Source organism: Cryobacterium sp. MP_3.1 (genome assembly GCF_035984795.1).
Classification (GTDB): domain Bacteria; phylum Actinomycetota; class Actinomycetes; order Actinomycetales; family Microbacteriaceae; genus Cryobacterium; species Cryobacterium zongtaii.
The window spans coordinates 286,102-311,501 of record NZ_JAXCHV010000001.1; the positions used below are offsets into that span (position 1 = coordinate 286,102).

At 67.6% G+C, this 25,400-nt stretch carries 21 protein-coding genes and 2 pseudogenes; 11 read left to right on the forward strand and 12 right to left on the reverse strand.

Going from position 1 to position 25,400, the window contains the following annotated elements; translation table 11 throughout:
- Nucleotides 1–24: 24 nt before the first annotated feature.
- Nucleotides 25–1,244, reverse strand: a pseudogene (locus RCH12_RS01365) (ammonium transporter).
- A 182-nt stretch (nt 1,245–1,426) separates the two neighbouring features.
- The gene (zapE, locus tag RCH12_RS01370; protein WP_442784545.1) at nt 1,427–2,473 is read right to left on the reverse strand and encodes a cell division protein ZapE; all 1,047 of its coding nucleotides are present in this window, start codon (nt 2,471–2,473) and stop codon (nt 1,427–1,429) included.
- Nucleotides 2,474–2,637: 164 nt separating this feature from the next.
- Between zapE and RCH12_RS01375 the strand changes: the two genes are divergently transcribed.
- Nucleotides 2,638–3,540, forward strand: coding sequence for a sulfurtransferase (locus tag RCH12_RS01375; RefSeq protein ID WP_327015817.1), 903 nt, complete (start codon nt 2,638–2,640; stop codon nt 3,538–3,540).
- On the forward strand, nt 3,537–3,983 hold the full coding sequence (locus RCH12_RS01380) for a SufE family protein (protein ID WP_088456336.1): 447 nt from the start codon (nt 3,537–3,539) through the stop codon (nt 3,981–3,983). Before RCH12_RS01375 ends, RCH12_RS01380 begins: the two co-directional genes overlap by 4 nt.
- 29 nt (nt 3,984–4,012) lie before the next feature.
- Here the strand turns inward: RCH12_RS01380 and RCH12_RS01385 are convergent, their stop codons facing one another.
- Entirely contained in the window at nt 4,013–5,248 is a 1,236-nt protein-coding gene (locus RCH12_RS01385) for an alpha/beta hydrolase family protein (protein WP_327015818.1), read from the reverse strand.
- Between the two features lie 65 nt (nt 5,249–5,313).
- Here RCH12_RS01385 and RCH12_RS01390 point away from each other — a divergent pair.
- From RCH12_RS01390 to RCH12_RS01405, 4 genes and pseudogenes are all read left to right on the forward strand, one after another.
- Nucleotides 5,314–5,868 (forward strand): annotated as a pseudogene (locus RCH12_RS01390) (DUF3000 domain-containing protein); the annotation flags it as partial.
- Nucleotides 5,869–6,415: 547 nt separating this feature from the next.
- On the forward strand, nt 6,416–7,627 hold the full coding sequence (locus RCH12_RS01395; protein WP_442784543.1) for an HRDC domain-containing protein: 1,212 nt from the start codon (nt 6,416–6,418) through the stop codon (nt 7,625–7,627).
- A gap of 77 nt (nt 7,628–7,704) precedes the next feature.
- A complete protein-coding gene (locus tag RCH12_RS01400) occupies nt 7,705–8,910 on the forward strand; it encodes a thiolase family protein (protein ID WP_103431937.1) in 1,206 nt (401 codons plus the stop codon).
- A complete protein-coding gene (locus RCH12_RS01405; RefSeq protein WP_103431938.1) occupies nt 8,907–11,099 on the forward strand; it encodes a 3-hydroxyacyl-CoA dehydrogenase NAD-binding domain-containing protein in 2,193 nt (730 codons plus the stop codon). The genes RCH12_RS01400 and RCH12_RS01405 overlap by 4 nt, the downstream gene beginning before the upstream one ends.
- Nucleotides 11,100–11,186: 87 nt before the next feature.
- Here RCH12_RS01405 and RCH12_RS01410 read toward each other — a convergent pair whose 3' ends face one another.
- From RCH12_RS01410 to dut, 7 genes are all read right to left on the reverse strand, one after another.
- The gene (locus RCH12_RS01410) at nt 11,187–12,167 is read right to left on the reverse strand and encodes an aldo/keto reductase (RefSeq protein WP_103431939.1); all 981 of its coding nucleotides are present in this window, start codon (nt 12,165–12,167) and stop codon (nt 11,187–11,189) included.
- On the reverse strand, nt 12,164–12,544 hold the full coding sequence (locus RCH12_RS01415) for a MerR family transcriptional regulator (protein ID WP_327015819.1): 381 nt from the start codon (nt 12,542–12,544) through the stop codon (nt 12,164–12,166). Before RCH12_RS01415 ends, RCH12_RS01410 begins: the two co-directional genes overlap by 4 nt.
- An 86-nt stretch (nt 12,545–12,630) precedes the next feature.
- Complete coding sequence (gene dxs / locus RCH12_RS01420; protein ID WP_103431941.1) at nt 12,631–14,592, reverse strand: 1-deoxy-D-xylulose-5-phosphate synthase; 1,962 nt, start codon at nt 14,590–14,592, stop codon at nt 12,631–12,633.
- A 115-nt stretch (nt 14,593–14,707) separates the two neighbouring features.
- Nucleotides 14,708–17,527 carry an aconitate hydratase AcnA gene (gene acnA, locus RCH12_RS01425; protein WP_103431942.1) on the reverse strand — a complete coding sequence of 940 codons (2,820 nt, stop codon included), beginning with the start codon at nt 17,525–17,527 and terminating at the stop codon, nt 14,708–14,710.
- 121 nt (nt 17,528–17,648) lie between these two features.
- Nucleotides 17,649–18,446: a DUF3159 domain-containing protein gene (locus tag RCH12_RS01430; RefSeq protein WP_327015820.1), complete on the reverse strand. Its 798-nt coding sequence runs from the start codon at nt 18,444–18,446 to the stop codon at nt 17,649–17,651.
- Nucleotides 18,447–18,477: 31 nt separating this feature from the next.
- Nucleotides 18,478–19,071, reverse strand: coding sequence for a DUF3710 domain-containing protein (locus RCH12_RS01435; RefSeq protein ID WP_103432142.1), 594 nt, complete (start codon nt 19,069–19,071; stop codon nt 18,478–18,480).
- A gap of 95 nt (nt 19,072–19,166) precedes the next feature.
- Nucleotides 19,167–19,679 carry a dUTP diphosphatase gene (dut, locus tag RCH12_RS01440; RefSeq protein ID WP_327015821.1) on the reverse strand — a complete coding sequence of 171 codons (513 nt, stop codon included), beginning with the start codon at nt 19,677–19,679 and terminating at the stop codon, nt 19,167–19,169.
- A 38-nt stretch (nt 19,680–19,717) separates the two neighbouring features.
- On the opposite strand from dut, the gene RCH12_RS01445 reads away from it, so the two are divergent.
- Entirely contained in the window at nt 19,718–20,173 is a 456-nt protein-coding gene (locus tag RCH12_RS01445; protein ID WP_088456346.1) for a DUF3093 domain-containing protein, read from the forward strand.
- 6 nt (nt 20,174–20,179) lie between these two features.
- On the opposite strand, the gene RCH12_RS01450 is transcribed toward RCH12_RS01445, so the two are convergent.
- On the reverse strand, nt 20,180–20,473 hold the full coding sequence (locus RCH12_RS01450; protein WP_066599570.1) for a DUF4193 domain-containing protein: 294 nt from the start codon (nt 20,471–20,473) through the stop codon (nt 20,180–20,182).
- Nucleotides 20,474–20,669: 196 nt separating this feature from the next.
- On the opposite strand from RCH12_RS01450, the gene sepH reads away from it, so the two are divergent.
- The 4 genes from sepH to RCH12_RS01470 are packed head-to-tail and all read left to right on the forward strand — an operon-like array spanning nt 20,670 to nt 24,745.
- The gene (sepH, locus tag RCH12_RS01455) at nt 20,670–21,785 is read left to right on the forward strand and encodes a septation protein SepH (RefSeq protein WP_103431945.1); all 1,116 of its coding nucleotides are present in this window, start codon (nt 20,670–20,672) and stop codon (nt 21,783–21,785) included.
- A 29-nt stretch (nt 21,786–21,814) separates the two neighbouring features.
- Entirely contained in the window at nt 21,815–22,948 is a 1,134-nt protein-coding gene (locus RCH12_RS01460; protein ID WP_327015822.1) for a winged helix DNA-binding domain-containing protein, read from the forward strand.
- Nucleotides 22,949–22,999: 51 nt separating this feature from the next.
- A complete protein-coding gene (locus tag RCH12_RS01465) occupies nt 23,000–24,043 on the forward strand; it encodes an FUSC family protein (protein ID WP_327015823.1) in 1,044 nt (347 codons plus the stop codon).
- A 9-nt stretch (nt 24,044–24,052) separates the two neighbouring features.
- Nucleotides 24,053–24,745, forward strand: coding sequence for a TMEM175 family protein (locus RCH12_RS01470; protein ID WP_327015824.1), 693 nt, complete (start codon nt 24,053–24,055; stop codon nt 24,743–24,745).
- 88 nt (nt 24,746–24,833) lie between these two features.
- Here RCH12_RS01470 and RCH12_RS01475 read toward each other — a convergent pair whose 3' ends face one another.
- Complete coding sequence (locus tag RCH12_RS01475) at nt 24,834–25,394, reverse strand: YceI family protein (RefSeq protein ID WP_103431948.1); 561 nt, start codon at nt 25,392–25,394, stop codon at nt 24,834–24,836.
- Nucleotides 25,395–25,400: the final 6 nt, after the last annotated feature.

Consider the following 25,400-nt stretch of genomic DNA (forward strand, 5'->3'; position numbering starts at 1 on the left):
CCTCAGTGGTCTGTCGTCCAAGCGTTAGACAGTGGCGAGGGCGTAGCCCTCTTCGCCGTGCACCGAGGTGTCGATGCCGGCAACTTCGTCTTCATTCTTGACCCGGAAGCCGATGGTCTTTTCGATGGCGAGACCGAGCAGGTAGGCGACGACGAACGAGTAAATGAGGACCGCGAAGGCCGCGATGGCCTGGACGGCGAGCTGGCCGAGGTCGCCACCGACGAAGAGGCCGGTGCCGATCGCGAAGAAGCCCAGATACAGGGTGCCGATGAGGCCACCGACGAGGTGGATGCCCACGACGTCGAGCGAGTCATCGAAGCCGAAGGTGAACTTCATCTCGATGGCCATGGCGCAGACGGCACCGGCGACGACACCGAGGAGGAGGGCCCAACCGGGTTCGAGGTTGGCGCAGCCCGGCGTGATGGCGACGAGGCCGGCGACGGCACCGGACGCGGCGCCGACCGAGGTCGCCTTGCCGTCCTTGATCTTCTCGACGATGAGCCAGCCGAGGATGGCGGCGGCGGTCGCACCGAGGGTGTTGACCACGATCAGGCCGACATTGGCGAGGCCGTTCAGCCACTCGGCCCCGGCGTTGAAGCCGAACCAGCCGAACCACAGGATCGAGGCACCGAGCAGACCAGCGGAACGTTGTGCGGCTTGGTGATGCCCTTTTGGAAGCCGATGCGCTTGCCGAGGACGAGGGCAAGGGCCAGGGCAGCAGCGCCGGCGTTGATGTGCACGGCGGTACCGCCGGCGTAGTCGATGACGCCGGGCAGGCCGAGCCCCTCGCCGAGGCTCATGATCCAGCCGCCGCCCCAGACCCAGGCCGCGACCGGGAAATAGACCAGGGTGGCCCAGACACCGGCGAAGATCATCCAGGAACCGAACTTGGCACGGTCGGCCACGGCTCCGGAGATCAGGGCGACAGTGATGATCGCGAAGGTCGCCCCGTAGGTGGCGCCGAGGAGATCGAGATTGCCGGTCTCACCCGTGGCCAGCGAGCCGAGTCCGAAGTCGCTGAACGGGTTGCCCGCGAAGTGGCTGGCTCCGTCGACCACGCTCATGTTGAATCCGTACAGGATCCAGAGGACGGTGATCAGCCCGAGTGCGCCGAAGCTCATCATCATCATGCTGACGACGCTCTTGGCCTTGACCAGGCCGCCGTAGAAGAACGCGACTCCTGGAGTCATGAACAGAACCAGCGCGGTTGCCGTCAACCCCCATGCAATGCTGCCAGTGTCCATCATCTGTCCTCACACCTCTCGAGTTGACCGGGTGTACCGCGAAAGCCGCAGACGAGTGCGCCGGGCAGTCCCGGGTACGCCACTCAGTCTCCGACCCAGACGTTTCACCAGCCGCACCGGCATGTTTCGGGGAGGTTACGCAATCGGTGAGAACGTTAAGAGCGTGTTTCGCTGCAGCCCGCTCACTCCGCGTGCGGCGGCAGCTCGCCCGTGGTGAGAGCCACCATCCGGGACTGGGAGCGTTGATACTTCTTGCGGTAGCCGCCCTCCAGCATCTCGGCATCGAAGACGTCGTGGAGCGGCAGTCCGCTGGCGATGATCGGGATCTCGGCATCGTAGACCCGGTCGATGAAGGCCACGAGGCGCAACGCATCGGTCTGGTCGGTGAGCAGGTAGACGTTGCGCAGAGCGATTACGTCGACGTCGGCGATCATCTTGATGTACTTCGACGGATGCACGGTGCTGAGATGGCGCATCAGCGCACCGAAATCGTCACAGGTCACCCTGGAGCCCCGCTCGACGAGTGCCTCGTTCAGGCGGTCGAACTCCTCGGGCAGAACGGCCTCGGCATGCCCGGACGCATCCCGGCGGCGGTAGTCGAGGCCGTCGATGCGCACTGTCTCGAAGTTCGCGGACATGGCCTGAATCTCCCGGAGGAAGTCTGCCGCCGCGAACCGGCCCTCGCCGAGCGAGTTCGGCGGGGTGTTCGAGGTGGCGGCGACCCGGGTGCCGGAGGCGATCAGCTCGCCCAGCAGCCGAGTCATCAGCATGGTGTCCCCCGGATCGTCGAGCTCGAACTCGTCGATGCAGATGAGCTTCGCGCCGGAGAGCTGGGTCACGGTCTCGGCATAGCCCAGGGCGCCGACCAGCGCCGTGTACTCGATGAAGGTGCCGAAGTACTTGGGACCGGGTGCACCGTGCCAGAGCGCCGCCAGGAGGTGGGTCTTGCCCACGCCGAAGCCGCCGTCGAGGTAGATGCCGGGCAACTCGGCCTTGGCTTTGCGGGTGCGGGAGAAGAAACCGCCCGGTCGGGCCCGCCACGCTGCGAAGGCGTTCAGCCGCTCCACCGCCTCGAGCTGGGAGGGATAGTCCAGGTCAGGGCGGTAGGAGTCGAATGAGGCGTGTTCGAATTGCGGTGGCGGCACCAGCTCCGAGACGATCTCCGCACCGGTTATAGATGGCGACCTGTCGACGAGTCGAAGGGGCAACTTTTGGGTCGCACTGACCATGTTTGACATCCGGTTCCTGTCTGTCCCCGACATCCTGGTGGAATTTCGGTGTGGGGTTCTGCCTTGTACCTTGGAGACCTGCGCGCAGGTTGTCCACCAGCCTAAATGCACGCACACCAGGGCCGCGCCGTCGTCCAGGTTCACGAGCCCTCCGGGAGGAAACCATGACCGTCGAAACAGATCCGTCAGCCACGTTCGCGGCGTACGCGCATCCCGAACGCCTGGTGTCAACCGACTGGCTGCAGGCGCACCTCGGCGACCCCGGTTTGGTCGTGGTCGAATCCGACGAAGACGTGATCCTGTACGAGACCGGCCACATTCCCGGTGCCGTCAAGATCGACTGGCACACCGACCTCAACGACCCCGTGGAGCGCGACTACATCGACGGGGCCGGCTTCGCCGCCCTGCTGGGCCGCAAGGGAATCAGCCGCGACAGCACCGTGGTGATTTACGGAGACAAGAGCAACTGGTGGGCGGCATACGCGCTCTGGGTGTTCACCCTGTTCGGCCACGACGACGTGCGCCTGCTCGACGGCGGCCGGGCGAAGTGGATCGCCGAGGGCCGCGAGCTGAGCACGGACCGTGAGGCGGCCGAACCTACCGAATACCCCGTCGTCGAGCGGGCAGACGCGCCCATCCGCGCGTTCAAGGACGACGTACTCGCCCACTTCGGCCACCCGCTCATCGACGTGCGCTCGCCGGAGGAATACAGCGGCGAACGCACCACAGCGCCCGCCTACCCCGAGGAGGGATCCCTCCGGGCCGGCCACATCCCTTCGGCGGTGTCGGTGCCGTGGGCCCGCGCCGCGGCCGAGGACGCCACCTTCCGGCCCCGTGCCGAGCTCGACGCCATCTACCGCGACGAGGCCGGGCTCACCGGCGACGAGCCCGTGATCGCCTACTGCCGCATCGGCGAGCGATCCAGCCACACCTGGTTCGTGCTGACCCACCTGCTCGGACTCGAGAACGTGCGCAACTACGACGGCTCCTGGACCGAGTGGGGCAGCGCGGTGCGGGTCCCGATCGTGCAGGGCACAGCCCCCGGAACCGCCCCGGCACCCCGATGAGCACCGTCGACCTTCCCAGCCAGCTTGCCGAGATCCGCGAGGACTTCCTCGCGCTCGAACAACCGGATCGCCTGATGCTGCTGCTGGAGTTCTCCAACGAGCTACCGGACCTTCCCGAGAAGTACCGGGACCATCCCGACCTGTTCGAACGTGTCGTGGAGTGCCAGTCGCCGGTGTTCATTTTCGTCGAGGTGGATGACGACCGCTCTGTGCATCTCTATGCCACGGCGCCGGCGGAGTCGCCCACCACCCGTGGCTTCGCCTCGATCCTCGCCCAGGGCCTTGACGGCCTCAGCGTCGACGAGGTCCTGGCCGTTCCGGATGACTATCCGCAGTCGATCGGCCTCACCCAGGCCGTTTCGCCGCTCCGGCTGCGTGGCATGACCGCCATGCTGGGTCGAACCAAGCGTCAGCTGCGCGAACGACAAGCCGCCCTGGGCTAGCGCGGCGTGCGTCCGCCGAGGGCCGAGGCCTACCGGTCGCCGGTGTGTCCGGCCGCCGTCACGGCGGGGTGTGCCGAGCCGAGCGTGCCGAGCCAGCCGAGGATGGCCCCGTTCCAGGCGGCCGGATCGTAGTTCCACAGTTTGGTGTGCCTGGCCACCTCGAACGGCACCAGGGTGACGATGTCTGGTCGCCGTTCGGCCAGGGCCCGGGACGGCGCTGACGGCACGTAGCCGTCGTCGTCGCTGTGCAGGATGAGAATCGGCAGGCTCAGATCGTTCGACCGGGACACGAAGTCCAGTCGGGGGAAGTCAATGGGGAGATGCATCCCCGTGACCAGACGTCCCCAGCGGCGCCCCATCACCACCAGTGCGCCGCGAACCACCGCCCGCGGCAGCCGGAGGGTGAGCGCCTGGTAGGCCACAACATCCGCCCAATCGATCACGGGCGAATCGAGCACGATGCCGGTGAGCCGACCGTCGTGCTTCGCGCGGGTCGCCGCCTGCAGGGCGATCGCCCCGCCCATCGACCAGCCCATCAGCACGATCTGGGTCGCTCCGTTCTCCACGGCGAACTGGATGGCCGCCTCAACGTCCCGCCATTCGGTGTCGCCGAGCCCGAACCGGCCGTCGGCGCTCGGCGGCGCCTCACCATCGTTGCGATAGGAGACCAGCAGACAGGTGTATCCGGCGGCGTTGAACACGGGAACGGCCCGAAGCGTCTCGTGCCGACGGACCCCCCGGCCGTGCACCTGGATCACCCAGTGCCCGGAGGGTTCTGACGCGGGGATCAGCCAGGCGGGAGCATCACCCAGCTCGGTCGGCACCGTCACGTTGGAGAACTCGAGCCCGAGGTCCCACGGTCCAAGGAAGGAGTAGCCGCCCAGCCGTCCCGAGGTCACCGAGCCGAGGTCACCGAAGTCCACGGTCAGGATGCGGCGGGTCACGGTCTTCGCCGCGCGAGACTCGATGGCACCCAGGCGCGCGTGTCCGGAGTCACCGGCGAACCAGAAACTGTAGTCACCGGGAAGGACCGCGTCCTTGGTCGCTTCGAGGGTGATGGTGCCGGCGTCGAGGTCGACGTCGAACACCCTCGTATCGTCGGCTCGTTTGGTGGGCGGGGTCACGATGCGGCGCGCCATGACACCGGCCAGCACACCCACCGCCAGGGCTGCGGCGGCGCTCACCGCAACGGCGCCGCCCGCGATCACCAGCCCCGCCGACGCCAGGCCGCGCGTGGTTTCCGCTCGTGTACCGATCCCTGTCATGCCTACCTCTTCGCTGTTCGGCGTGCCTCGCACCAGCCCCACGGAAAAAACTCTAGTCTGCAGACGTGCCCGATTCAGAGGATCAGCCCCAGCGCCCTGCGCAGTTTGCCGCGGCGCTCAACGCGATCCGTTCTTCCAGCCCGCGCCCGGAGCTGGTGGTCACTGAGATTTCGGCCCCCGGAAACCTCGCTCCGTATGCCGTGGCACTGTCTGCGGATGTCACGCCGGTGCGACACGGCAGCGACTCCGACTTCGGTACCGGACGCTTCATCCTGCTCTACGACCCCGACGAACCCGAGAGTTGGGGCGGACCTTTCCGCGTCGTCTGCTTCGCCCAGGCACCTCTCGAGAACGACATCGGAGTCGATCCGTTCCTCGCGGAGGTCGCCTGGGCCTGGTTGGTGGATGCCCTGGACACCCGAGGTGCGAACTACACCGCCGCCTCGGGCACCGCCACCAAGATTCTCTCCTCGGGCTTCGGTGAGCTCGCCGCTCAGGGCGATGGCGCTCAGATCGAGCTGCGGGCGTCATGGAGTCCGTTGGACAACGACCTCGCCGCACACGTCGAAGGCTGGGGTGAACTGCTCTGCATGCTCGCCGGCCTCCCGCCCGCCAGCGAGCTGCCCGCCCCGCCCCGTCACGGCCACCCTTCTTCCTCCCGTTCCGCGTCCTCTTCATCCTCCTCCGCTCGGCATGGGCGTCCCCCCGGCGCTGAGGGACATGGCTCCTCTGAACCGGGTCCTGACCTTGGCACGTCAGGACCGGGCTCGACAGCACCGGGCTCGACAGCACTGGGCTCGACAGGACAGGGCAGCTCAGGAATCACGTTGGGCCCCGTGGACCAGATCGGGCCGTCAGCCTCGTCCGTTCTGCGAACAGGCCCGGGATTGCATACGCTGGGAGTGGCCGCCGGCGGCCGCGAGTCTGCCGGCAGGGAAACGGCCGGTGGCGACTTCGCCGGCCTCGACGCGCCGGGCGCTGAACGCGCCGGCAGGGAGACCGCGGGAATGAACGTCATGGCAGGAAATGCAGTCGTTACCGAAACCGGCCCGGGGATGAACCCCGGGGCGTTGAGCAACACGGCGTCAGGCATGAGCAACACGCGTCTGACCAGCACGGCGCCGAACCTCACCAGCGTCGCGTATCTCTCGGCACATCGTGCGTCCCGTGGTTGACCGACCCGTGGTCGCCCACCAGGTCATCGACTCCCGCGCAGCCTATCTCGCGGCACGCGACGTGCTCGCCCAGGGAACCGGGCCGATCGGCATCGATGCGGAACGGGCCTCGGGTTTCACCTACTCCCAGCGTGCCTACCTGATCCAGATCTTCCGCCGGGATGCGGGCACGTTCCTGTTCGATCCGCCGGCCATCGGCGACTTCAGCGAACTCAACGACGCCCTCGCCGACGAGGAGTGGATCCTGCACGCGGCAAGTCAGGATCTCGCCTGCCTCCGCGAGGTCGGCCTCGACCCCACCCGCATCTTCGACACCGAGCTCGCTGCCCGCCTGCTCGGCCTGCCCCGCGTGGGACTCGGCACCGTGGTCGAAGAACTCCTCGGCATCCACCTCGCCAAGGAACACTCAGCGGCGAACTGGTCGACCCGGCCGTTGCCCGAAAGCTGGCTGGTCTACGCAGCCCTGGACGTGGAGCTGCTCCCGGACCTCCGTGACAGCATGGTCGACCTGCTCGTGGAATCCGGCAAGACCGAGATCGCCGACCAGGAGTTCGCCGCGGTACTCGCCAAGGAAGCGAAGCCGGCCCGTGCTGAGCCCTGGCGCCGCCTGTCCGGCCTGCACGCCGTGCGCGGCCAGCGCAACCTGGCCGTGGCCCGCGAGCTGTGGGTCGCCAGGGACGCCCTTGCCCAGGAGCTCGACGTCTCCCCCGGCCGGTTGGTTCCCGACGCGTCGCTCGTGGCCGCAGCACGTCTGCTGCCCGCGAACCGGAACGCCCTCGCCGAGCTCCGCGAGTTCAACGGTCGCGCCAGCCGAACCGAGCTCGACAGGTGGTGGCAGGCCATCCTGCGTGGGCTCGCCAGCGTTGACCTGCCCTCGGTGAAGGCGAACGGCGACGCACTGCCGCCGCCCCGCGCCTGGGCTGACCGCAATCCCGACGCCGACCTGCGGTACAAGGCTGCGAGGGCCGCCCTGACGGCCGCCTCGGAGGAGCGCGCGGTTCCATTGGAGAACCTCCTCACCCCCGACCATCTGCGTCGCGTGGCCTGGCAGCCGCCGGAGCCGGCTGGTGCCGATGCCGTGGGCGAGGCCCTCGCCGGTCTCGGTGCGAGATCCTGGCAGATTGAGGCCACTGCACAACTAATCGCTGATGCCTTTGTGGAAGTCCACCAAAGCGCCTCCGTTGCCGCGGACGCACAGTCGTAGGAACAATCAAAGGATTCACACCGGTTAATCCGTCACCCTAGGATCGTGCGATACCTGTTTTGAGTGATGGAGGCAAAGTGGCCGAGAGAACTGAAGTCGTCTTCGTGGACGGGGTTCGCACCCCGTTCGGTCGTGCCGGCGAGAAGGGTATGTATTGGAATACCCGCGCCGACGACCTGGTCGTCAAGGCGATCACCGGACTGATGGAACGCAACCCGAACGTTCCGGGCGAACGCATCGATGATGTCGCCATCGCGGCGACCACCCAGGCCGGTGACCAGGGGCTGACCCTCGGTCGCACGGCAGCCCTGCTGGCGGGCCTGCCCGTCTCGGTGCCGGGCTTCGCCATCGACCGCATGTGCGCGGGGGCGATGACCTCGGTCACCACCATGGGCGCCGCGATCGGTTTCGGCGCATACGACCTCGCCATCGCCGGCGGTGTCGAACACATGGGTCGCCACCCGATGGGCGCCGGGGTCGACCCGAACCCCCGGTTCCTCAGCGAACGCCTGGTCAGTGAGGACGCCCTCAACATGGGCGCGACCGCCGAGCGCATCCACGACCGGTTCCCCGAGTACACCAAAGACCGTTCTGACCGGTATGCCCTGCGCAGCCAGCAGAAGGTCGCGGCCGCGTACGAAGCGGGCAAGATTCAGCCGGACCTGGTGTCCGTGGCAACCCGCAGCGCCGCGGGCTGGGGCCTCGCCACCCGCGACGAGGCGCCGCGCCCCGAGACCACCCTCGAGGGCCTCGCCGGCCTGAAGACGCCGTTCCGGCCGCACGGCCGCATCACCGCCGGCAACGCGTCCGGCCTGAACGACGGCGCCACCGCCTGCCTTCTGGCCAGCGGCGCCGCAGCCAAGGAGCTCGGCCTCAGCGTGAAGATGAAGCTCGTGAGCTTCGCTTTCGCCGGTGTCGAGCCTGAGGTGATGGGGCTGGGCCCCGTGCCATCCACCGAGAAGGCGCTGCGCAAGGCGGGTCTGTCGATCACCGACATCGGCCTGTTCGAACTCAACGAGGCGTTCGCGGTGCAGGTGATCTCCTTCCTCGACCACTTCGGCATCGACGACGACGATCCCCGCGTCAACGAGTACGGCGGTGCCATCGCCATCGGGCATCCGCTCGCATCGTCGGGCGTGCGCCTGATGAACCAGCTCGCCAGCCAGTTCGCCGAACACCCCGAGGTGCGTTACGGTCTCACGGCCATGTGCATCGGCCTCGGCCAGGGCGGCACCGTGATCTGGGAAAACCCGCACTTCAACAAGAAGGCAGCCAAGCGATGACCGACAAGACCAGCACCCCCATCGACTACGCCACCGTGGACTTCTCCCCGCTCATCGTGGTGTCCGGTGATGAAGTCGTCACCCACTCGCTCGTCCGGGACGTCCCGCTTTCCGGTGGCCGCACCCTCGCCCTCGTGACTCTCGACAACGGGCGGGACCACACCAGGCCCAACACGCTCGGCCCGGTCACTCTCCTGGAATTCAGCGCCGTCATGGACGAGCTCACCGCTCGCGCCGGGCGCGGTGAGATCCACGGCGTGGCCGTCACGGGCAAACCGTTCATCCTCGCCGCTGGAGCCGACCTGAGCAAAGTCAGCGAGATCCCGTCCCGCGAGGTAGGCAAGCTGCTCGCTCAGCTCGGTCACTTCGCCCTGGGCAAGCTGAGCACCCTCGGGGTGCCGTCGTTCGTGTTCATCAACGGTCTCGCCCTGGGCGGCGGCCTCGAGGTGGCCCTGAACGCCGACTACCGCACCGTCGACGCGAGCGTACCGGCCATAGCGCTGCCCGAGGTCTTCCTCGGCCTGATCCCCGGCTGGGGCGGCTCCTACCTGCTGCCCAACCTGATCGGCATCGAGAACGCCCTCAAGGTCATCGTTGAGAACCCGCTGAAGAACAACCGCACCCTGACCGGCGCGGACGCGCTCAAGCTGGGCATCGCCGACAGAATGTTCGGGTCCGTGACCTTCCTGGAGGACTCCATCCGGTGGGCAGACGGTGTCATCGCCGGCAGCGTTTCGGTGAGCCGGCCCAACGCGCCCGGCAAGATCGAGCGCATGGTCAAGTGGGATGCGGCCGTCGGTATCGCCCGCAAGATGCTCGAGTCCCGCATCGGCACCGTCGCGGCGTCGCCGTACGCGGCACTGGATTTGATCAAGGCGGCCCGCACCGGCACCAAGGCCGAGGCCTTCGCCCGGGAGGACGAAGCCCTCGCCGACCTCATCTCCGGCGACCAGCTGCCCGCGAGCATCTACTCATTCAACCTGGTGCAGAAGCGCGCCAAGCGGCCGGCCGGCGCCCCGGACAAGGCCCTGGCACGCCCCATCGGCAAGGTCGGTGTCATCGGCGCCGGCCTGATGGCCAGCCAGTTCGCCCTGCTGTTCGTGCGCCGGCTGAAGGTACCCGTCGTGATCACCGACCTCGACCAGGCCAGGGTCGACAAGGGAGTGGCCTACATCCACGCTGAGATCCAGACCCTGCAGGACAAGGGCCGGATCAGCTCCGACGAGGCGAACCGGCTGCGCGCCCTGGTGACAGGCACCACCGACAAGGCCGACTTCGCCGACGCGGATTGGGTCATCGAAGCGGTCTTCGAGGAGCTCGGGGTAAAACAGGACGTCTTCGCCGAGATCGAGAAGCACATCTCCCCCACCGCGGTGCTGGCCACCAACACATCCTCGCTGTCGGTGGAGCAGATCGGCGCGAAGCTGGACCACCCCGAACGGCTGGTCGGTTTCCACTTCTTCAATCCCGTCGCCGTGATGCCGCTCATCGAGGTCGTGAACACCCCCGCGACCGATGACGCCACCCTCTCAACCGCGATGGTGATCGCCGCCAAACTCCGGAAGAACGCCGTCATCACCCGCGACACCCCGGGCTTCGTGGTCAACCGGGTGCTGGCCAAGCTGCTCGGCGAGGCCATGCACGCCGTCGACACCGGCACACCGTTCGAGGTCGTCAACGGCGCCCTGGCGTCGTTCGGCCTGCCGATGACCCCGTTCGAGCTGCTCGAGCTGGTCGGCCTCAAGGTCGGCGCGCACGTGTTGGACACCCACCACGCGGCATTCCCGGACCGGTTCTTCGAGAGCACCAACCTGCACCGTCTGGCCGAGCACGGAAAGATCCTCGAGCGCAACTCCAGCGGCAAGGTCACCGGTTTCGACAAGGGTGCAGTGAAGATCGTCGCCGGCGGCACGACGCCCATCACGGCGGAGCAGATCCTGCGCCGGGTGGAGGACGGCCTCGCCGACGAGATCAAGCGGATGCTCGACGACGATGTGGTGCACGCGCCGGAGGACATCGATCTGTGCATGCTCCTCGGTGCCGGCTGGCCCTTCCAGATGGGCGGGATCACCCCGTACCTCGACAGGGTCGGCGCCAGCGAGCGGGTTTTCGGCGGCACGTTCCACACCCCGATGGTGCGCGGCGTCGGTTCCGCGGCGCCGGCTAGCAGCACTCCCGTGCTGAGCTAGTCGGCCAGGGCAGAACAACTGTTGCCCGAGCGGACAATTGTGGCCGGTGCGCCGGCCACAATTGTCCGTTTCGGGAACAGATACGGGCTACCGGTTCAGCGGGCTCATGTCGGCGTACCGGTCGCCGACCGGGGCGTCGATCGCGGACAGGGTTGCGAGCTGGGCAGCGCTGAGCACAAGCGCATCCGCCGCGACGTTCTCCTCGAGCCGGCCGACCCTCTTGGTCCCGGGGATCGGGGCGATGTCGGTGCCCTGAGCGAGCAGCCAGGCCAGGGCCACTTGGGCCGGCGTCGCATCGAGTTCCGTCGCGACAGCGTCGACCTGCTCCACGATGCGGATGTTGGCGGCGAGGTTGGCGCCGGCGAACCGGGGATTGCTGCGCCGGAAGTCGTCCTCGTCGAGCTGGTCGAGTGTGCGGATGGCCCCGGTCAGGAAGCCCCGACCGAGCGGCGAGTACGGCACAAAGCCAATCCCGAGCTCGCGCACCAGGGGCAGCAGTTCCGTCTCGGGTTCGCGGCTCCACAGCGAGTACTCGGTCTGCAGCGCCGTGACCGGGTGAACGGCGTGGGCCCGCCTGATGGTGTCCGGCGCGGCCTCGGACAGGCCGTAGTGGCCGATCAGGCCGGCGCTGATGAGCTCGGCCAGGGCACCGACGGTGTCCTCGACGGGCACGCCCGGATCCATCCGGTGCTGGTAGTACAGGTCGATGTGATCGGTACCGAGGCGGGTCAGCGACCCTTCGACGGACAGGCGCACGTTCTCCGGGCTGCCGTCCAGTCCCCTGGAGCCGTCGGTGCGGTGCTGGATGGTACCGAACTTGGTGGCGATGACCACGTCGTCGCGGCGGCCGGCCAGCGCCCGGCCGAGGAGTTCCTCGTTGAGGTACGGGCCGTAGATTTCGGCGGTGTCGAACAGGGTGACACCGAGGTCGATGGCTCTGCGGATGGTGCGGATCGACTCGGCATCGTCGGTGCCGGCGCCGGAGTAGAACGCTGACATTCCCATGCAGCCCAGGCCGAGACGGCCGACCTCGAGTGGAGTGCTGGTGCCCAGGGTGATGTGCTTCATGCTGTGGTCCTTTCGGCGTAGAGGGAGATCTTGTGGTCGATGGCGGCGAGGCTCGCCTGCATCTCGGCGAGCTGGGCCACGACGGCGATCCGGTGCCGTTGAAGCAGCTCGAGGCGCTCCGGCGTGGAGTCCTCACCGCGCCGGGCGAGGTCGGCGTACTCCTTCACCTGCGCGATCGGCAGGGCGGTGCTGCGTAGCCGGGTCAGGAAGATGATCCAGGTCACGTCCCGCGCCGTGTACGCCCGGTGGGTGGACGCAGCCCGGTGGATGGGTGCGAGCATCAGGCCCGCTCGCTCGTAGTACCGCAGCGTATGGGCGCTCAGCCCGGTACGCTCGGCGACCTCGGAGATCGAAAGCTGTTCGTCGGGTGGGGTCATGCTGCAACCCTAAAACCTCGAGCGCACTCTAAGTCAAGCGGTGTCCCGATCCGGCCACCACCATCCGCCAGGCGGCGGGTGAGGGGTTAGTCGCGGGGGGCGCGCTGCAGGGGGACGGTGCCGGTTTCGGTGCGGTCGGCGTCCGCCGGCAGGGGGCGGGCGTGCGGCAGCTTGCTGCCGAGGACCATCGCGACGACGTCCCTGGCGATGTGCTGCGGCGTGAGGCCGACCCGCTCGAGGATCTCGGCGCGGGTGCCGTGGTCCAGGAACTCGTCAGGCAGACCCAGCTCGGTGACGGCGGTGTCGACGCCGGCCTCGCGCAGGTCCTGGCGGATGCGGGTGCCGATGCCGCCCACCCGGATACCGTCCTCGATGCTCACCACGATGCGGTGCTGGGCGGCGAGTTCGATGATGCTCTGGGGCACCGGGACCACCCAGCGGGGATCGACGACGGTCGCACCGATGCCCTGGGCGGCGAGCCGCTCCGCGACCTCGAGGCCCATTCCGGCCATCGGACCGACGGTGACGATGAGCACGTCCTGCTGGCTGCTGCGGAGGAGCACGTCGACACCGTCGGACAGACGCTCGAGGGCGTCGAACTCGACGCCGGTGCTGCCCTTGGGGAACCGCAGCACCGTGGGCGCGTCATCCACGAGGACGGCCTCGGCGAGCTCTTCGCGCAGTCGGGTGGAGTCGCGCGGTGCGGCGAGTCGGATGTGCGGGATGACCTGCAGGATCGCGAGGTCCCACATGCCGTGGTGGCTGGGACCGTCCGGCCCGGTGACCCCGGCCCGGTCGAGCACGAAAGTGACGCCGGCCCGGTGCAGGGCGACATCCATCAGAACCTGGTCGAATGCACGGTTGATGAAGGTGGCGTAGAGGGCGACGACGGGGTGCAGGCCACCGAAGGCGAGTCCGGCAGCGCTGGTCACCGCGTGCTGCTCGGCGATGCCGACGTCGTGCACCCGCTCGGGGAACCGCTCGGCCATCTTGTGCAGACCGGTGGGGCGCAGCATGGCCGCGGTGATCGCCACCAGCTTCGGGTTGTCGGTGGCCAGGCTCAGCAGCTCATCGGCGAAGACCGAGGTCCATGACGGTGCTCCCGCGGATTCGGTGGGCTCACCGGTCTCAGGGTCGATGACGCCGACGGCGTGGAACTGGTCGGCGACGTCCTGCACGGCGGGGTCGTAACCCTTGCCCTTCTGGGTGATGGTGTGCACGATCACGGGAGCGCCGTAGTCCTTGGCCTGGCGCAGCGCCTCGAGCATGGCCTCCATGTCGTGGCCGTCGACCGGCCCGATGTACTTGATGTCGAGGTTGGAATACAGCGCCTCGTTGTTGGAGAACCGGCTGAGGAAGCCGTGCAGACCGCCGCGCACGCCACGGAAGATGGCGCGCGCCGGCGCGCCCATGTGGTCGAAGGCCTCCCGGCTGGAGAGGTACGCGGCCCGGTAGCTGCGGCGCAGGCGCACGGTGTTGAGGAACCTGGCCATGCCGCCGATGGTGGGCGCGTACGAGCGGCCGTTGTCGTTGATCACGATGATCAGGCGCCGGTTGTTGTCGTCGCTGATGTTGTTCAGCGCTTCCCAGGTCATGCCGCCGGTGAGCGAGCCGTCGCCGACGACGGCTATCACGTGCCGGTCGCTCTGCCCGGTCATCTCGAAGGCGCGGGAGATCCCGTCGGCCCAGGACAACGAGCTCGACGCGTGGGAGCTCTCGACGATGTCGTGCACGGATTCGCTGCGCTGCGGGTAGCCGGCCAGACCATCGGACTGGCGCAACCGGCTGAAGTCCTGCCGACCGGTCAGCATCTTGTGCACATAGGACTGGTGACCGGTGTCGAAGACGATCGCGTCACGCGGCGAATCGAAGATCCGGTGGATGGCGATGGTCATCTCGACCACGCCGAGGTTGGGGCCCAGATGCCCGCCGGTCTTCGAGATCTCCGCCACCAGAAAGGCGCGGACCTCCGCAGCCAGCTCTTCCAGCTGGTCCTTCGTGAGGCCGTCAAGGTCCCGGGGACCGTGGATCGTCTCCAGAAGGGTCATGGGCACTACCTTTCACGTTTGTTGCAACGAACGGCTCACGCCGACGCAGAACTGGCGCGCAGTTCGGTTTCCCCGAGTCTACGCGCCAGTCTGCGGCGATTCTGCGAATTCCCGGTTAGACGACGAGCGAGCGCAGCACGTACTGCAGGATGCCGCCGTTGCGGTAGTAGTCCGCCTCACCTGGGGTGTCGATGCGCACGACGGCGTCGAACTCCACAACGGCCTTGCCCGGAGCGGAGTGCTCGGTCGGGGTGGCGACAACGTGCACGGTCTTGGGCGTGCGGCCCTCGTTGAGTTCTTCGATACCGGTGATCGAGACGCTCTCGGTGCCGTCCAGGCCCAGGGTCACCCAGGACTCGCCGGCGGGGAACTGCAGCGGGACCACTCCCATACCGATCAGGTTCGAGCGGTGGATCCGCTCGAAGCTCTCGGTGATGACGGCCTTGACGCCCAGCAGGCTGGTGCCCTTGGCCGCCCAGTCCCGAGACGAGCCGGAGCCGTACTCCTTGCCGCCGAAAATCACCAGCGGGGTGCCGGCTGCCTGGTAGTTCTGGCTGGCGTCGTAGATGAACGACTGCGGCGCATCCGGCTTGGTGAAGTCGCGGGTGTAACCACCCTCGACGCCGTCAAGCAGTTGGTTGCGCAGACGGATGTTGGCGAAGGTGCCGCGGATCATGATCTCGTGGTTCCCGCGGCGCGAGCCGTAGGAGTTGAAGTCGCTTCGGTCGACGCCGTGCTCCATCAGGTACGCACCGGCCGGGCTGTCGGCCTTGATGTTGCCTGCCGGGCTGATGTGGTCGGTGGTGACCGAGTCGCCGAGCTTGGCGAGCACCCTGGCGCCGACGATGTCGGCGACCGGGCTGGTCTCCAGCGTCATGCCGTCGAAGTACGGGGGCTTCCGCACGTAGGTGGACTTGGGGTCCCACTCGAAGACCTCGCTGTCGGGCGTGGGCAGTGAACGCCAGCGCTCGTCGCCCTCGAAGACCTCACCGTATTCCTTGGTGAACATGGCCGTGTCGATCGAGCTGTCGATGGTGGACTGCACCTCGGCGGAGTCCGGCCAGATGTCCTTCAGGAACACGTCGTTGCCTTCGGTGTCCTGGCCGAGGGCATCCGTGTCGAAGTCGAAGTTCATCGATCCGGCCAGGGCGTACGCGATGACCAACGGCGGGCTGGCCAGGTAGTTCATCTTGACGTCCGGGCTGATGCGGCCCTCGAAGTTACGGTTTCCGGAGAGCACCGCGGTGACAGCGAGGTCGTTGTCGTTGATCGCGGCGGAGACCTCGTTGATGAGGGGTCCGGTGTTGCCGATGCAGACAGTGCAGCCGTAGCCGACGGTGTAGAAGCCGAGGGCCTCGAGGTCGTCGGTGAGGCCGGCCTTGGCGTAGTAGTCCGTGACGACCTTGGAGCCCGGCGCCAGGGTGGTCTTGACCCAGGGCTTGGACTTCAGGCCCTTCTTCACGGCGTTCCGCGCCAGCAGACCCGCGGCGAGCATGACCGACGGATTCGAGGTGTTGGTGCAGGAGGTGATGGCCGCAACGGCCACGGCTCCGTGGTCGAGCGTGTAGCTCGCCCCGTCGGCGGTGGTGATCGGAACCGGGCTCGACACCGAGACGGGAGCGTGGCTCACGTGCTGGTGCGAAACCTGGTGGGCGCTCTGCTCGTCCTCGGCGGTGAAACCGATCGGGTCAGAGGCGGGGAAGGAGGCCTCGACGGCCGCGTCCACCATGGACAGGTCGTGCGTGGCGTAGTTCTGCAGGTCGATCTCGAACTGGGACTTCGCGTTGCTGAGTTCGACCCGGTCCTGCGGGCGCTTGGGTCCGGCGATCGACGGGACGACGGTGCCCAGGTCGAGTTCGAGGTACTCGCTGAAGACGGGCTCCTGTGCGGGGTCGTGCCACAGGCCCTGCAGCTTCGAGTACGCCTCGACGAGTGCGACCTGCTCTTCGCTGCGGCCGGTGAGACGCAGGTAGCCGAGGGTGACGTCGTCGATCGGGAACATGGCAGCGGTGGAGCCGAACTCCGGGCTCATGTTGCCGATGGTGGCGCGGTTGGCCAGCGGCACCTGGGCGACGCCCTCACCGTAGAATTCGACGAACTTGCCCACAACGCCGTGGCGGCGCAGCATCTGCGTGATCGTGAGCACAACGTCAGTTGCGGTGACGCCGGCGGGGATGGAGCCGTTGAGCTTGAAGCCGACGACCTTGGGGATCAGCATCGACACGGGCTGGCCGAGCATCGCCGCCTCGGCCTCGATGCCGCCGACGCCCCAGCCGAGCACGCCCAGGCCGTTGACCATCGTGGTGTGCGAGTCGGTGCCGACACAGGTGTCGGGGTAGGCGCGGAGGACGCCGCCTACTTCGCGCGTGAAGGTGACGCGGGCCAGGTACTCGATGTTGACCTGGTGCACGATGCCGGTTCCCGGCGGGACGACCTTGAAGTCGTCGAACGCGGTCTGGCCCCAGCGCAGGAACTGGTAGCGCTCACCGTTGCGCTCGTACTCGATCTCGACGTTGCGCTCGAGGGCGTTCTCGCTGCCGAACAGGTCGGCGATGACCGAGTGGTCGATGACGAGCTCGGCCGGGGCGAGCGGGTTGATCTTGTTGGGGTCGCCGCCGAGGTCGGCGACGGCCTCACGCATGGTGGCGAGGTCCACGATGCACGGAACGCCGGTGAAGTCCTGCATGATCACGCGAGCGGGGGTGAACTGGATCTCCGTGTCGGGATCACTGGTGGGAACCCAGGCGCCGAGTGCGCGGATGTGATCCGCGGTGATGTTGGCGCCGTCTTCGGTGCGGAGGAGGTTCTCCAGCAGCACCTTGAGGCTGAACGGCAGCTTCTCGTATCCCTTGACGGCGTCCAGGCGAAAGACTTCGTAGTCCGTCGCACCGACGCGCAGGGTGTCCCGAGCTCCAAAACTATTAACAGCAGACACGATGCCCTCTCCTTTGTGGAAACCGACGGGAACCCGTCCGCGATCCTCAATCCTGACCAACTGACGCCGGGTTCTGCCAGCAAGGGTAGCCTTACCGCAAACTATCTTGACGTCGAGATAACTATAGCACCGGGCGCTGGGCGGCGGTGGCCGCGTACACGGAACGCACCATCAGCCAGGAGACCACAAGAAGGGGCGCATAAAGCGGGATACCCATGAGCAGTTTGGTCGCGCCCAGCCACTCGACGTTGCCGGCGTAGTACAGGGGAAGCTGCACGGCCAGGCGCAGGATGAACAGTCCCGCCCACATGAAGGTGAGGATTGTCAGCACCCGTCGCTTGGACGGGTCGGCCCGCCAGGCGAGCTGCTCCCCCATCAGGAACCCGACGGCCACACCGATAAGCGGCCAGCCGATCAGTGCGGAGACCAGCAGGGCCGCTCCGTACACACCGTTGGTCCAGAAGCCCGGCAGGTAGAAGTCTTCAGCGCGGCCGGTGAACAGGGCGAGCACGGCGCTGAGGCCGATTCCGACGAGTCCGCCGACGGCCTGGGTGACGGTCTGCTTGCGGGCCAGCCGGAGGGCGAAGAAGATCACACCGATGATGACCGGAGCGATCAGGGACGGAATCAGCTCACGGGTGAGGGTGTAGGTGACCAGGAAGACCAGGCCAGGCAGGACGGCCTCGACCAGGCCGCGGATGCCGCCCATGGCAGCCAGCAACGCGTGGCCGCTGATGGGTTCCCCGTCGGCGGCCGGACTGAACCCGGCGCGGCGGGCGGCCGCGGCCATACTGTCGGCGAGGGCGCCGGCGGGCTCTGCCGGACTGCCGGCACTGCCGGCACCGGCTCTGGCGGCACTGTCGGTGCCGTCGGACGTCTTACGCGGTTCGGGTTCTGGCCCGGAGAGGGAATCCGTCATCAGGTGACTTTCGGTGAGTGCACCTGACGGATCAGGCGCCGGTGGGTTCGGGCTTACCGGCCGGGGTGGCCGGCATCCGCAGCGGGATGAGGTCGCGCGGCGGCATCGGGGCCGAACCGCGCACCACGACGATGCTGCGGAACAGGTCTTCGATCTGCGCTGCGGCTTCGGGGTTGATGGCACCCTCGCCGGCGATGACACCGCGGAGGAACCAGCGCGGGCCGTCCACGCCGATGAAACGGGCCAACCGGGTGGTGCCCGCGGGACCCTGGCCGGCTGCGACGGGGATCTCGGCGACGAGTTCGGGCCCGAACGGGCCTTCGCGCGGAGTGGTCGAGCCACCCTGCTTGGCGATCTGGTCGGCGATCTGGCTGCGGATTTCCTGCCACAGGCCGCTGGAGCGCGGTGCCGCAAAGGGCTGCACCTGCAGCGTCGAACCGGCATAGTCCAGGCCGATGGCGACGACCCGCTTGGAGCCCTCTTCGATCTCGAGCCGGAGGTGCAGGCCCTCGCGCGGCAGGATCTTCACGCCACCGAGGTCGACGTATGGGCGGACCGGGTTCGCCTCGGACTCGTCCAGGGGGCCGTCCACGTCACGGTCGACCGGAGCTGACTTGGCGTGCATGTCGGGGACCTGCTGCTCGGCTCCGGTGAGTTCGGTGCTGTCGGTGCCGGCCGGTTCGTCGGTGGCTGAGCGCGTGTCGGGGTTCACTTTGTCACTCACAGGGTTTCTCCGCTTCGGTGGGCGTCCGTCGGGGCGGACGATTCGGTCTGGGGGGCGCGGTCCGCAGGAGCGGCCGGCGCGACGCCGGTCGAGCCGAAGCCGCCCTCGCCACGCATACTGCCGGGGAGTCGTTCGACCGGCACGAAGACCGCCCTGGCCACCGGAACCACGATGAGTTGGGCGATGCGGTCGCCGACGTTGATGGGGAACGGGGTGACGGTGTCGGTGTTGAGCAGGCACACCTTGACCTCGCCCCGGTAGCCCGCGTCAACGGTCCCCGGCGAGTTCACGACGGAGATTCCGTGCTTGACGGCCAGTCCGCTGCGCGGCACCACGAAGGCCGCGTACCCGTCCGGCAACGCTATCGACACGCCGGTGCCGACAAGGGCGCGTTCACCGGGAGCCAGGACCAACGCCTCCGAGGCGTGCAGGTCGGCTCCGGCGTCACCCGGATGGGCGTAGGTCGGGAGAACGGACGCGGTAATCAGGACTTCGACGCTTTCAGCCACGTGTCGAGGGTAGTGCAGTTATCTGGTCGAATAGACCCATGCCCGATTATCGCGAAAAACTCTGGCCATCCCCATGGCTCTTCATCATCACTGCGCTTGTGATTCCCGCGAGCCTCTTGGTCTTCCTGCCGATCTCGGTGTTGGCGGGGATCCTGACCGGCGCCGGCCTCTACCTCGGCAGCGCCCTGCTGCTGGTGCTGGCGTCCCCGACGGTTTCGGTGTCCGACGGTGTCCTCACCGCCGGCCGGGCGCGCATCGAAACCCGCCTGCTCGGTGAGGCCGTCCCTCTGGAGGCTGCGGACGCCACTCTCGAGCGTGGCCAGAAGCTGGATGCCCGCGCATGGCTGTTGATCCGCGGCTGGATCGCACCCGTGGTGCGGATCCCGCTCGAAGACCCGACCGATCCGGCACCGTATTGGCTGGTGTCCAGCCGCCGGCCACAGAAAATGGCCGCCGCGATCAATGGATCGCGACGGCCAGCATCAAGTAACTAAGCGCGCTTAGGCGTCGCACTCCAGGCAGACCGGGCCGAGCTTGGTCTCGTGCGACATCTGCGAACGGTGCTTCACGAGGAAGCACTCCACGCAGGTGAACTCGTCGGCCTGCGGGGGCAGGACGACGACGTCGAGGTCGAGGTCGGACAGATCGGCGCCCGGGAGGTCGAAGCCACCGGGGTTGTCGGAGTCGTCAACATCAACGACACCAGACATCTTGTCGGGTACACGCTCCTTGAGGGCCTCAATCGACTCTGAGTCGTCTTCGGTCTTTCGCGGTGCGTCGTAATCGGTTGCCATGCCCATCCATTTCATTAACGCCGATAAACGAAATCGGCGGCCATAGTTTGCAACAATCCGTGCGGAATAGCAAACCAATCACCAACCTTTCAGGTTGGCAATGGGAGCAACTTCCGGCACGCCCGCAGTATTCCCCGAAAAATGCCGCATCGCATGGCAGGGTGGGGCCATCAGTAATCGCGAGAGGGCTTTCGCCATGCAGGATTTGAAAGTTATCGGAGTCGAGAACGGCGCGCTGCTTGCAGCGTCAGAGGAGGGTGATCGTTTTCGGATCCCCATCGATGCGGTTCTCCAGTCCCGGCTTCGCCAAACCCAAACGGATGCGTCCGTTCGGCCCAAACTGTCGCCCCGGGAGGTGCAGGCGCACATCCGTGCCGGCATGTCAGCGGAGGACGTCGCTGCGGTGACCGGTGCGTCGCTGGACTTCGTCAAGCGGTTCGAGGGACCGGTGGTCGCCGAACGCGAGTACATAGTGTCGAGCGCGCTGAGCGTGCCCGTGCACACCGCGATCGACCCCGATCCCATCGACGAGCAGGCCAACTTCGGCAGCGTCATCCGGGAACGCCTGGCGTCCCTGGGCGCGTCCAACGAACGCTGGGCCAGCTGGAAGGAGCCCGGCGCCGGGTGGATCGTCAAGCTCGCCTTCACGGCCGACGACATCGACCACGACGCCCGGTGGGGCTTCGAACCCAAGAAGAACACCCTCTCGCCGATCGGCAGTGAGGCCATTGCGCTCTCCCAGCAGGGCGAGCTCAAGGGTGCCCTTATCCCCCGGCTGCGTGCCGTTGGCGCCGAAACCAGCCTGGCCGACGTGAGCCGGTTCGACAGCGGCGCCTTCACATTCAAGGAATCCCTGGCCGACGACATCCTCAACGACACGGCCCCGCTGCACGATCCGGTGCCGTACGCCCGTTCCGCCGGTACGACGGAGGCCGTGTCCAAAGCCGCCATCAAGCGTGCGGCGGAACCGCCGCAGAGCCTGAGCGAGACCGCGGACCTGCTCGAGTCGCTCCGCCGCCGCCGCGGCGAACGGGAAGCGGCCGCCGGTGAGACCGAAACGCCCATGACACCGGTGGTGGATACCCGCCGTGCCGAGCGGGCTCCGGCCGAGTCCGGGATCCGCCTGGTCAACGAGGCTCCCCCGGTTGCCGAGCCGGCCACCGCAGCCCCCGAGGAAACCCGTAATGTGTGGGCCACTCAGGCCGCGACCGGCCAACCACGCACCGGACAGACCGGTCGCCGTGGCCGCGCATCGATGCCCAGCTGGGACGAGATAGTCTTCGGCGCACGCACCGACGACGACCTGGCCTGATCCTCACCTGAGTCATAGGCTGCGGTTCCATGACGCGTGCCTCCCGCTCCGACATCACCCGGCGTCGCCTGGCCAGCCAGGCGCTGACCGGGTCGATCACCGAGCCCGCGCAGGTCGTCGACCGCATGCTGGCCGTGCAGGCGCAGGACCTCCGCTGGGCGAAGTGGGCCGTTGCCGTGCGGGCCCCCGGCAGCACCTCCGCCGACATCGACGCGCTGATCGACTCCGCCAGGATCGTGCGCTCCTGGCCGATGCGGGGAACCCTGCACCTGGTGCCGGGGCCGGACCTGGCCTGGCTGCTCGGACTCACCACTCCCAGGCTCTGGGCGGGTGCGGCAACCCGGCGACGGGACCTGGGCCTGGACGAGGCGACCATCGAACGTGCCCGCACCGTGGCCGAGGATGCCCTCAGCGGCGGACGGGAGCTCACCAGGGCAGCCTTCCTGGCATTGCTGGAGCGCCACGGCATCGGCACAGACGGCCAACGGGGCTATCACCTCATCTGGCACCTCGCCCAATCGGGCACCCTCTGCTGGGGCCGGCAGCTCGACGCCCAACAGATGCTCGTGCTGCTCTCGGACTGGGTCCCGCACCCCCGGCAGTTCGAACGCGACCAGGCACTGGGCGAATACCTGCTGCGGTACCTGGCCGGGCACGGGCCGGCTCCCCTGACCGACTTCGCCTGGTGGTCCCAGCTCACCATGACCGACGCCAAGACTGCCCTGGCCGTTGCGGGAGGGCAGCTCGACACCCTCGAGGTCGACGGCGTGAGCCACCTGCTCCCCCAGAGCTCCGATCTCGGACCGCTGGGCCGCGCCGCGCCGGGGCGCGGTCCCAGTGCCGTGCTGGCCCTGCCGGGCTTCGATGAATACCTGCTCGGCTACCGGGACCGCAGCTTCGCCATCGAACCCGAGAACCTGACCAGGGTCGTCCCGGGCAAGAACGGCATCTTCCTGCCCGTCCTGGTTCGCGGCGGCCGTATTTTCGGCACCTGGCGGCGCGACTGGCAGCCCCGGGCGATCACGGTGCACCCCGCGCCGTTCACCCCGCAGGGCGCCGCATCGCTCCCGGCAACCGAGCGGGCCCTGCACGAATACGCCCGCTTCCTCGGCCGCCCGGTGCAGGTGTTCCCGGCCCCACCGGCCGTGCCCGCCGCGCCCTAGCCTGCCGTGGTGAGACCGGTGATCGGTCCGGTCCGTCGGGCCTTGTACCCTATGACAGTGCGAATAACGACCAGCCTGCGAGTATCCAGACGGATCCCGCTGCTGCAGACCCTCAAGACCTCGGTCGCCGTGGTCCTGGCCTGGGTCATCTCGCTGTGGCTCTTGCCCGGCGAGCTGCCCATCTTCGCCGCGATGGCCGCCATCTTCGTCGTGCAGCCCAGCATCAACCAGTCCCTGGGACGGGCCCTGGAACGCAGCCTCGGCGTCGTCGGCGGCGTCCTGGTCGCTCTGGGCATCGGGCTGTGGTTCGGACAGGACAGCTGGATCGTCCTGGCGGCGATCGTGCTCTGCATCCTGCTGGCCTGGGCCCTGAAGCTGTCACCTGGCTCGGCGAATCAGATCCCGATCAGCGCGATGCTCGTCCTCGTGCTGGGTGCCGCGACACCGACCTACGCCAGGGACCGCATCATCGAGACCATCCTGGGCGCCGCGATCGCCGTGATCGTCAACGCGTTGATCGTTCCGCCGGTGCTGCTCACGCCCGCACACGACGCGGTGACCCGGCTCACCCTGGAGGTGGCCGCGACCTTCGACCGGGTGGCCACCGCGCTGCTGAGCCCGCAGAAGTACGCCGATCTGGAGAGCCTGATGATCCAGGCCCGATTACTGCGGCCCATGCTGGCCAAGGCCGAACGGGCCATCAGCCAGGCCGAGGAGAGCCTGACGCTCAATCCCCGTCAAAGCAGGCACCGTGAGGTTCTCGACGCGGACACGGACCTCTACGCCCGCCTGGTGCCCCTGGTCACCCGGGCACTGGGCATGACGAGGGCGCTGCGGGACCACTACGACGACAGCCTGCACCTCGAACCCACCGTGCAGGCCTTCGCCATCGAGCTGGAGCGGGCCGCGCACGATCTGCGTTTGCTCACCGTGCCGGCGGACGGGACACCGGCCGACTCGGCGGTTCCGGGGACCCAGCCGCTCGCCCTGACGGCGCCGCTGATGATCATGACTCCACATCCCCAGCACTGGATCTTGATCGGCGCCCTGATGGAGGACCTGCGACGGGTGCGCGAGGAGATCACCGGCGAGTAGGCTGCCCGCATGTCGAGCAGCCCGGAGCCCGCGCGCCACGGTGCGCCGACCACGGCGATGCCGGCCCGACGAACGGTTCTGTCCACCCGGCGGCTGGAATCGTACACTGACGGCGTCTTCGCCATCGCGGCCACGCTGCTGGTGCTGAACGTCTCCGTCGACAGCATCGGCGTCGTGACGTCGAACGCCGAGTTCCTGCGTCAGGTCAACGCCTTGGCACCGAGCATCCTGAACGTGGTCATCAGCTTTCTGCTGCTCAGCCTGCTGTGGCTCATTCACGTGCGTCAGTTCGAGTTCATCCCCCGTGTGGATACCACCATCATCTGGCTCAACAATTTCCGCCTTCTCGGCGTGGTCCTGGTTCCGTTCACGACGAGTCTCAACGACGAACTCAGCCGGTACCTGCTGGGCCGCACGCTGCTGCCCCTGAATTTCTTCGTGATCCTGCTCTTCAGCACCTGGCAGTGGTTCCACGCCAGCTCTCCCCGCAGGCAGCTCGTGCACGGCGCATCCGCCATAGCCGTTCACAACGCTCGGGTGAACAATGTCAGCGCGCTCGCACAGTCGTTCGCCGTCGTACTGCTGGCGACGCTGGTCGGTTCCCCCGCGTTCTTCCTGTTCGCCCTTGATCCGCTCATCGCCCTGGTGTTGAGACGGATCGGGGTCCTGCAGCCGACGCCGGACGAACCGGTGGCCGGGTGACGGGCGGAACCGCACACAGTGACGGCACAATCCAGACACAACAACGGGGACCCCACCGGTGGGATCCCCGTCGCGCGATACCGAGTGCTTAGGCCTGGAGGGCGCCCTGCAGTTCGAGGGTGATGGTGACCTTGTCGCCCAGCAGCATGCCGCCGGTCTCGAGGGCCGCGTTGTAGGTGAGACCGAAGTCTTCACGGTTGACCTGGGTCGTGGCGGTGGCGCCGAACTTGTAGTTGCCGTAGGGGTCGCCGCCGAAGCCACCGAACTCGAAGTCGAAGGTGACGGGCTTGGTGACGCCCTTGATGGTGAGGTTGCCGTCCACGAGGTAGTCGCCGTCGACGACGCGCACTCCGGTCGACACGAAGTCGATGGTCGGGTAGGTCTCGGCGTCGAAGAAGTCGCCGGTGCGCAGGTGGCCGTCGCGGTTGGCCTCGTTGGTGTTGATGGACGCGACGACGGCGGACGCCGTGACGCTGGTCTCGAGGGGGTTCTCGGTGGTGACGAAGGTGGCGTTGAAGGTCTCGAACGTGCCCTTGACCTTGCTGATCATGATGTGACGGATGCTGAAGCCGACGACGCTGTGCGTGGGGTCGATGGTCCAGGTTCCCGCTTTGTAGCCCGGGATGGTCGTGGTGGTGATGTCGCTCATGGTGCT

Coding starts and splice junctions, on each gene's coding strand:
- zapE (WP_442784545.1), bottom strand. CDS start 2,473: ATGGTCAGTGCGACCCAAAAGTTGCCCCTTCGACTCGTCGACAGGTCG.
- RCH12_RS01375 (WP_327015817.1), top strand. CDS start 2,638: ATGACCGTCGAAACAGATCCGTCAGCCACGTTCGCGGCGTACGCGCAT.
- RCH12_RS01380 (WP_088456336.1), top strand. CDS start 3,537: ATGAGCACCGTCGACCTTCCCAGCCAGCTTGCCGAGATCCGCGAGGAC.
- RCH12_RS01385 (WP_327015818.1), bottom strand. CDS start 5,248: ATGACAGGGATCGGTACACGAGCGGAAACCACGCGCGGCCTGGCGTCG.
- RCH12_RS01405 (WP_103431938.1), top strand. CDS start 8,907: ATGACCGACAAGACCAGCACCCCCATCGACTACGCCACCGTGGACTTC.
- RCH12_RS01410 (WP_103431939.1), bottom strand. CDS start 12,167: ATGAAGCACATCACCCTGGGCACCAGCACTCCACTCGAGGTCGGCCGT.
- RCH12_RS01415 (WP_327015819.1), bottom strand. CDS start 12,544: ATGACCCCACCCGACGAACAGCTTTCGATCTCCGAGGTCGCCGAGCGT.
- dxs (WP_103431941.1), bottom strand. CDS start 14,592: ATGACCCTTCTGGAGACGATCCACGGTCCCCGGGACCTTGACGGCCTC.
- RCH12_RS01430 (WP_327015820.1), bottom strand. CDS start 18,446: ATGACGGATTCCCTCTCCGGGCCAGAACCCGAACCGCGTAAGACGTCC.
- RCH12_RS01435 (WP_103432142.1), bottom strand. CDS start 19,071: ATGCACGCCAAGTCAGCTCCGGTCGACCGTGACGTGGACGGCCCCCTG.
- RCH12_RS01445 (WP_088456346.1), top strand. CDS start 19,718: ATGCCCGATTATCGCGAAAAACTCTGGCCATCCCCATGGCTCTTCATC.
- RCH12_RS01450 (WP_066599570.1), bottom strand. CDS start 20,473: ATGGCAACCGATTACGACGCACCGCGAAAGACCGAAGACGACTCAGAG.
- sepH (WP_103431945.1), top strand. CDS start 20,670: ATGCAGGATTTGAAAGTTATCGGAGTCGAGAACGGCGCGCTGCTTGCA.
- RCH12_RS01460 (WP_327015822.1), top strand. CDS start 21,815: ATGACGCGTGCCTCCCGCTCCGACATCACCCGGCGTCGCCTGGCCAGC.
- RCH12_RS01465 (WP_327015823.1), top strand. CDS start 23,000: ATGACAGTGCGAATAACGACCAGCCTGCGAGTATCCAGACGGATCCCG.
- RCH12_RS01470 (WP_327015824.1), top strand. CDS start 24,053: ATGTCGAGCAGCCCGGAGCCCGCGCGCCACGGTGCGCCGACCACGGCG.
- RCH12_RS01475 (WP_103431948.1), bottom strand. CDS start 25,394: ATGAGCGACATCACCACCACGACCATCCCGGGCTACAAAGCGGGAACC.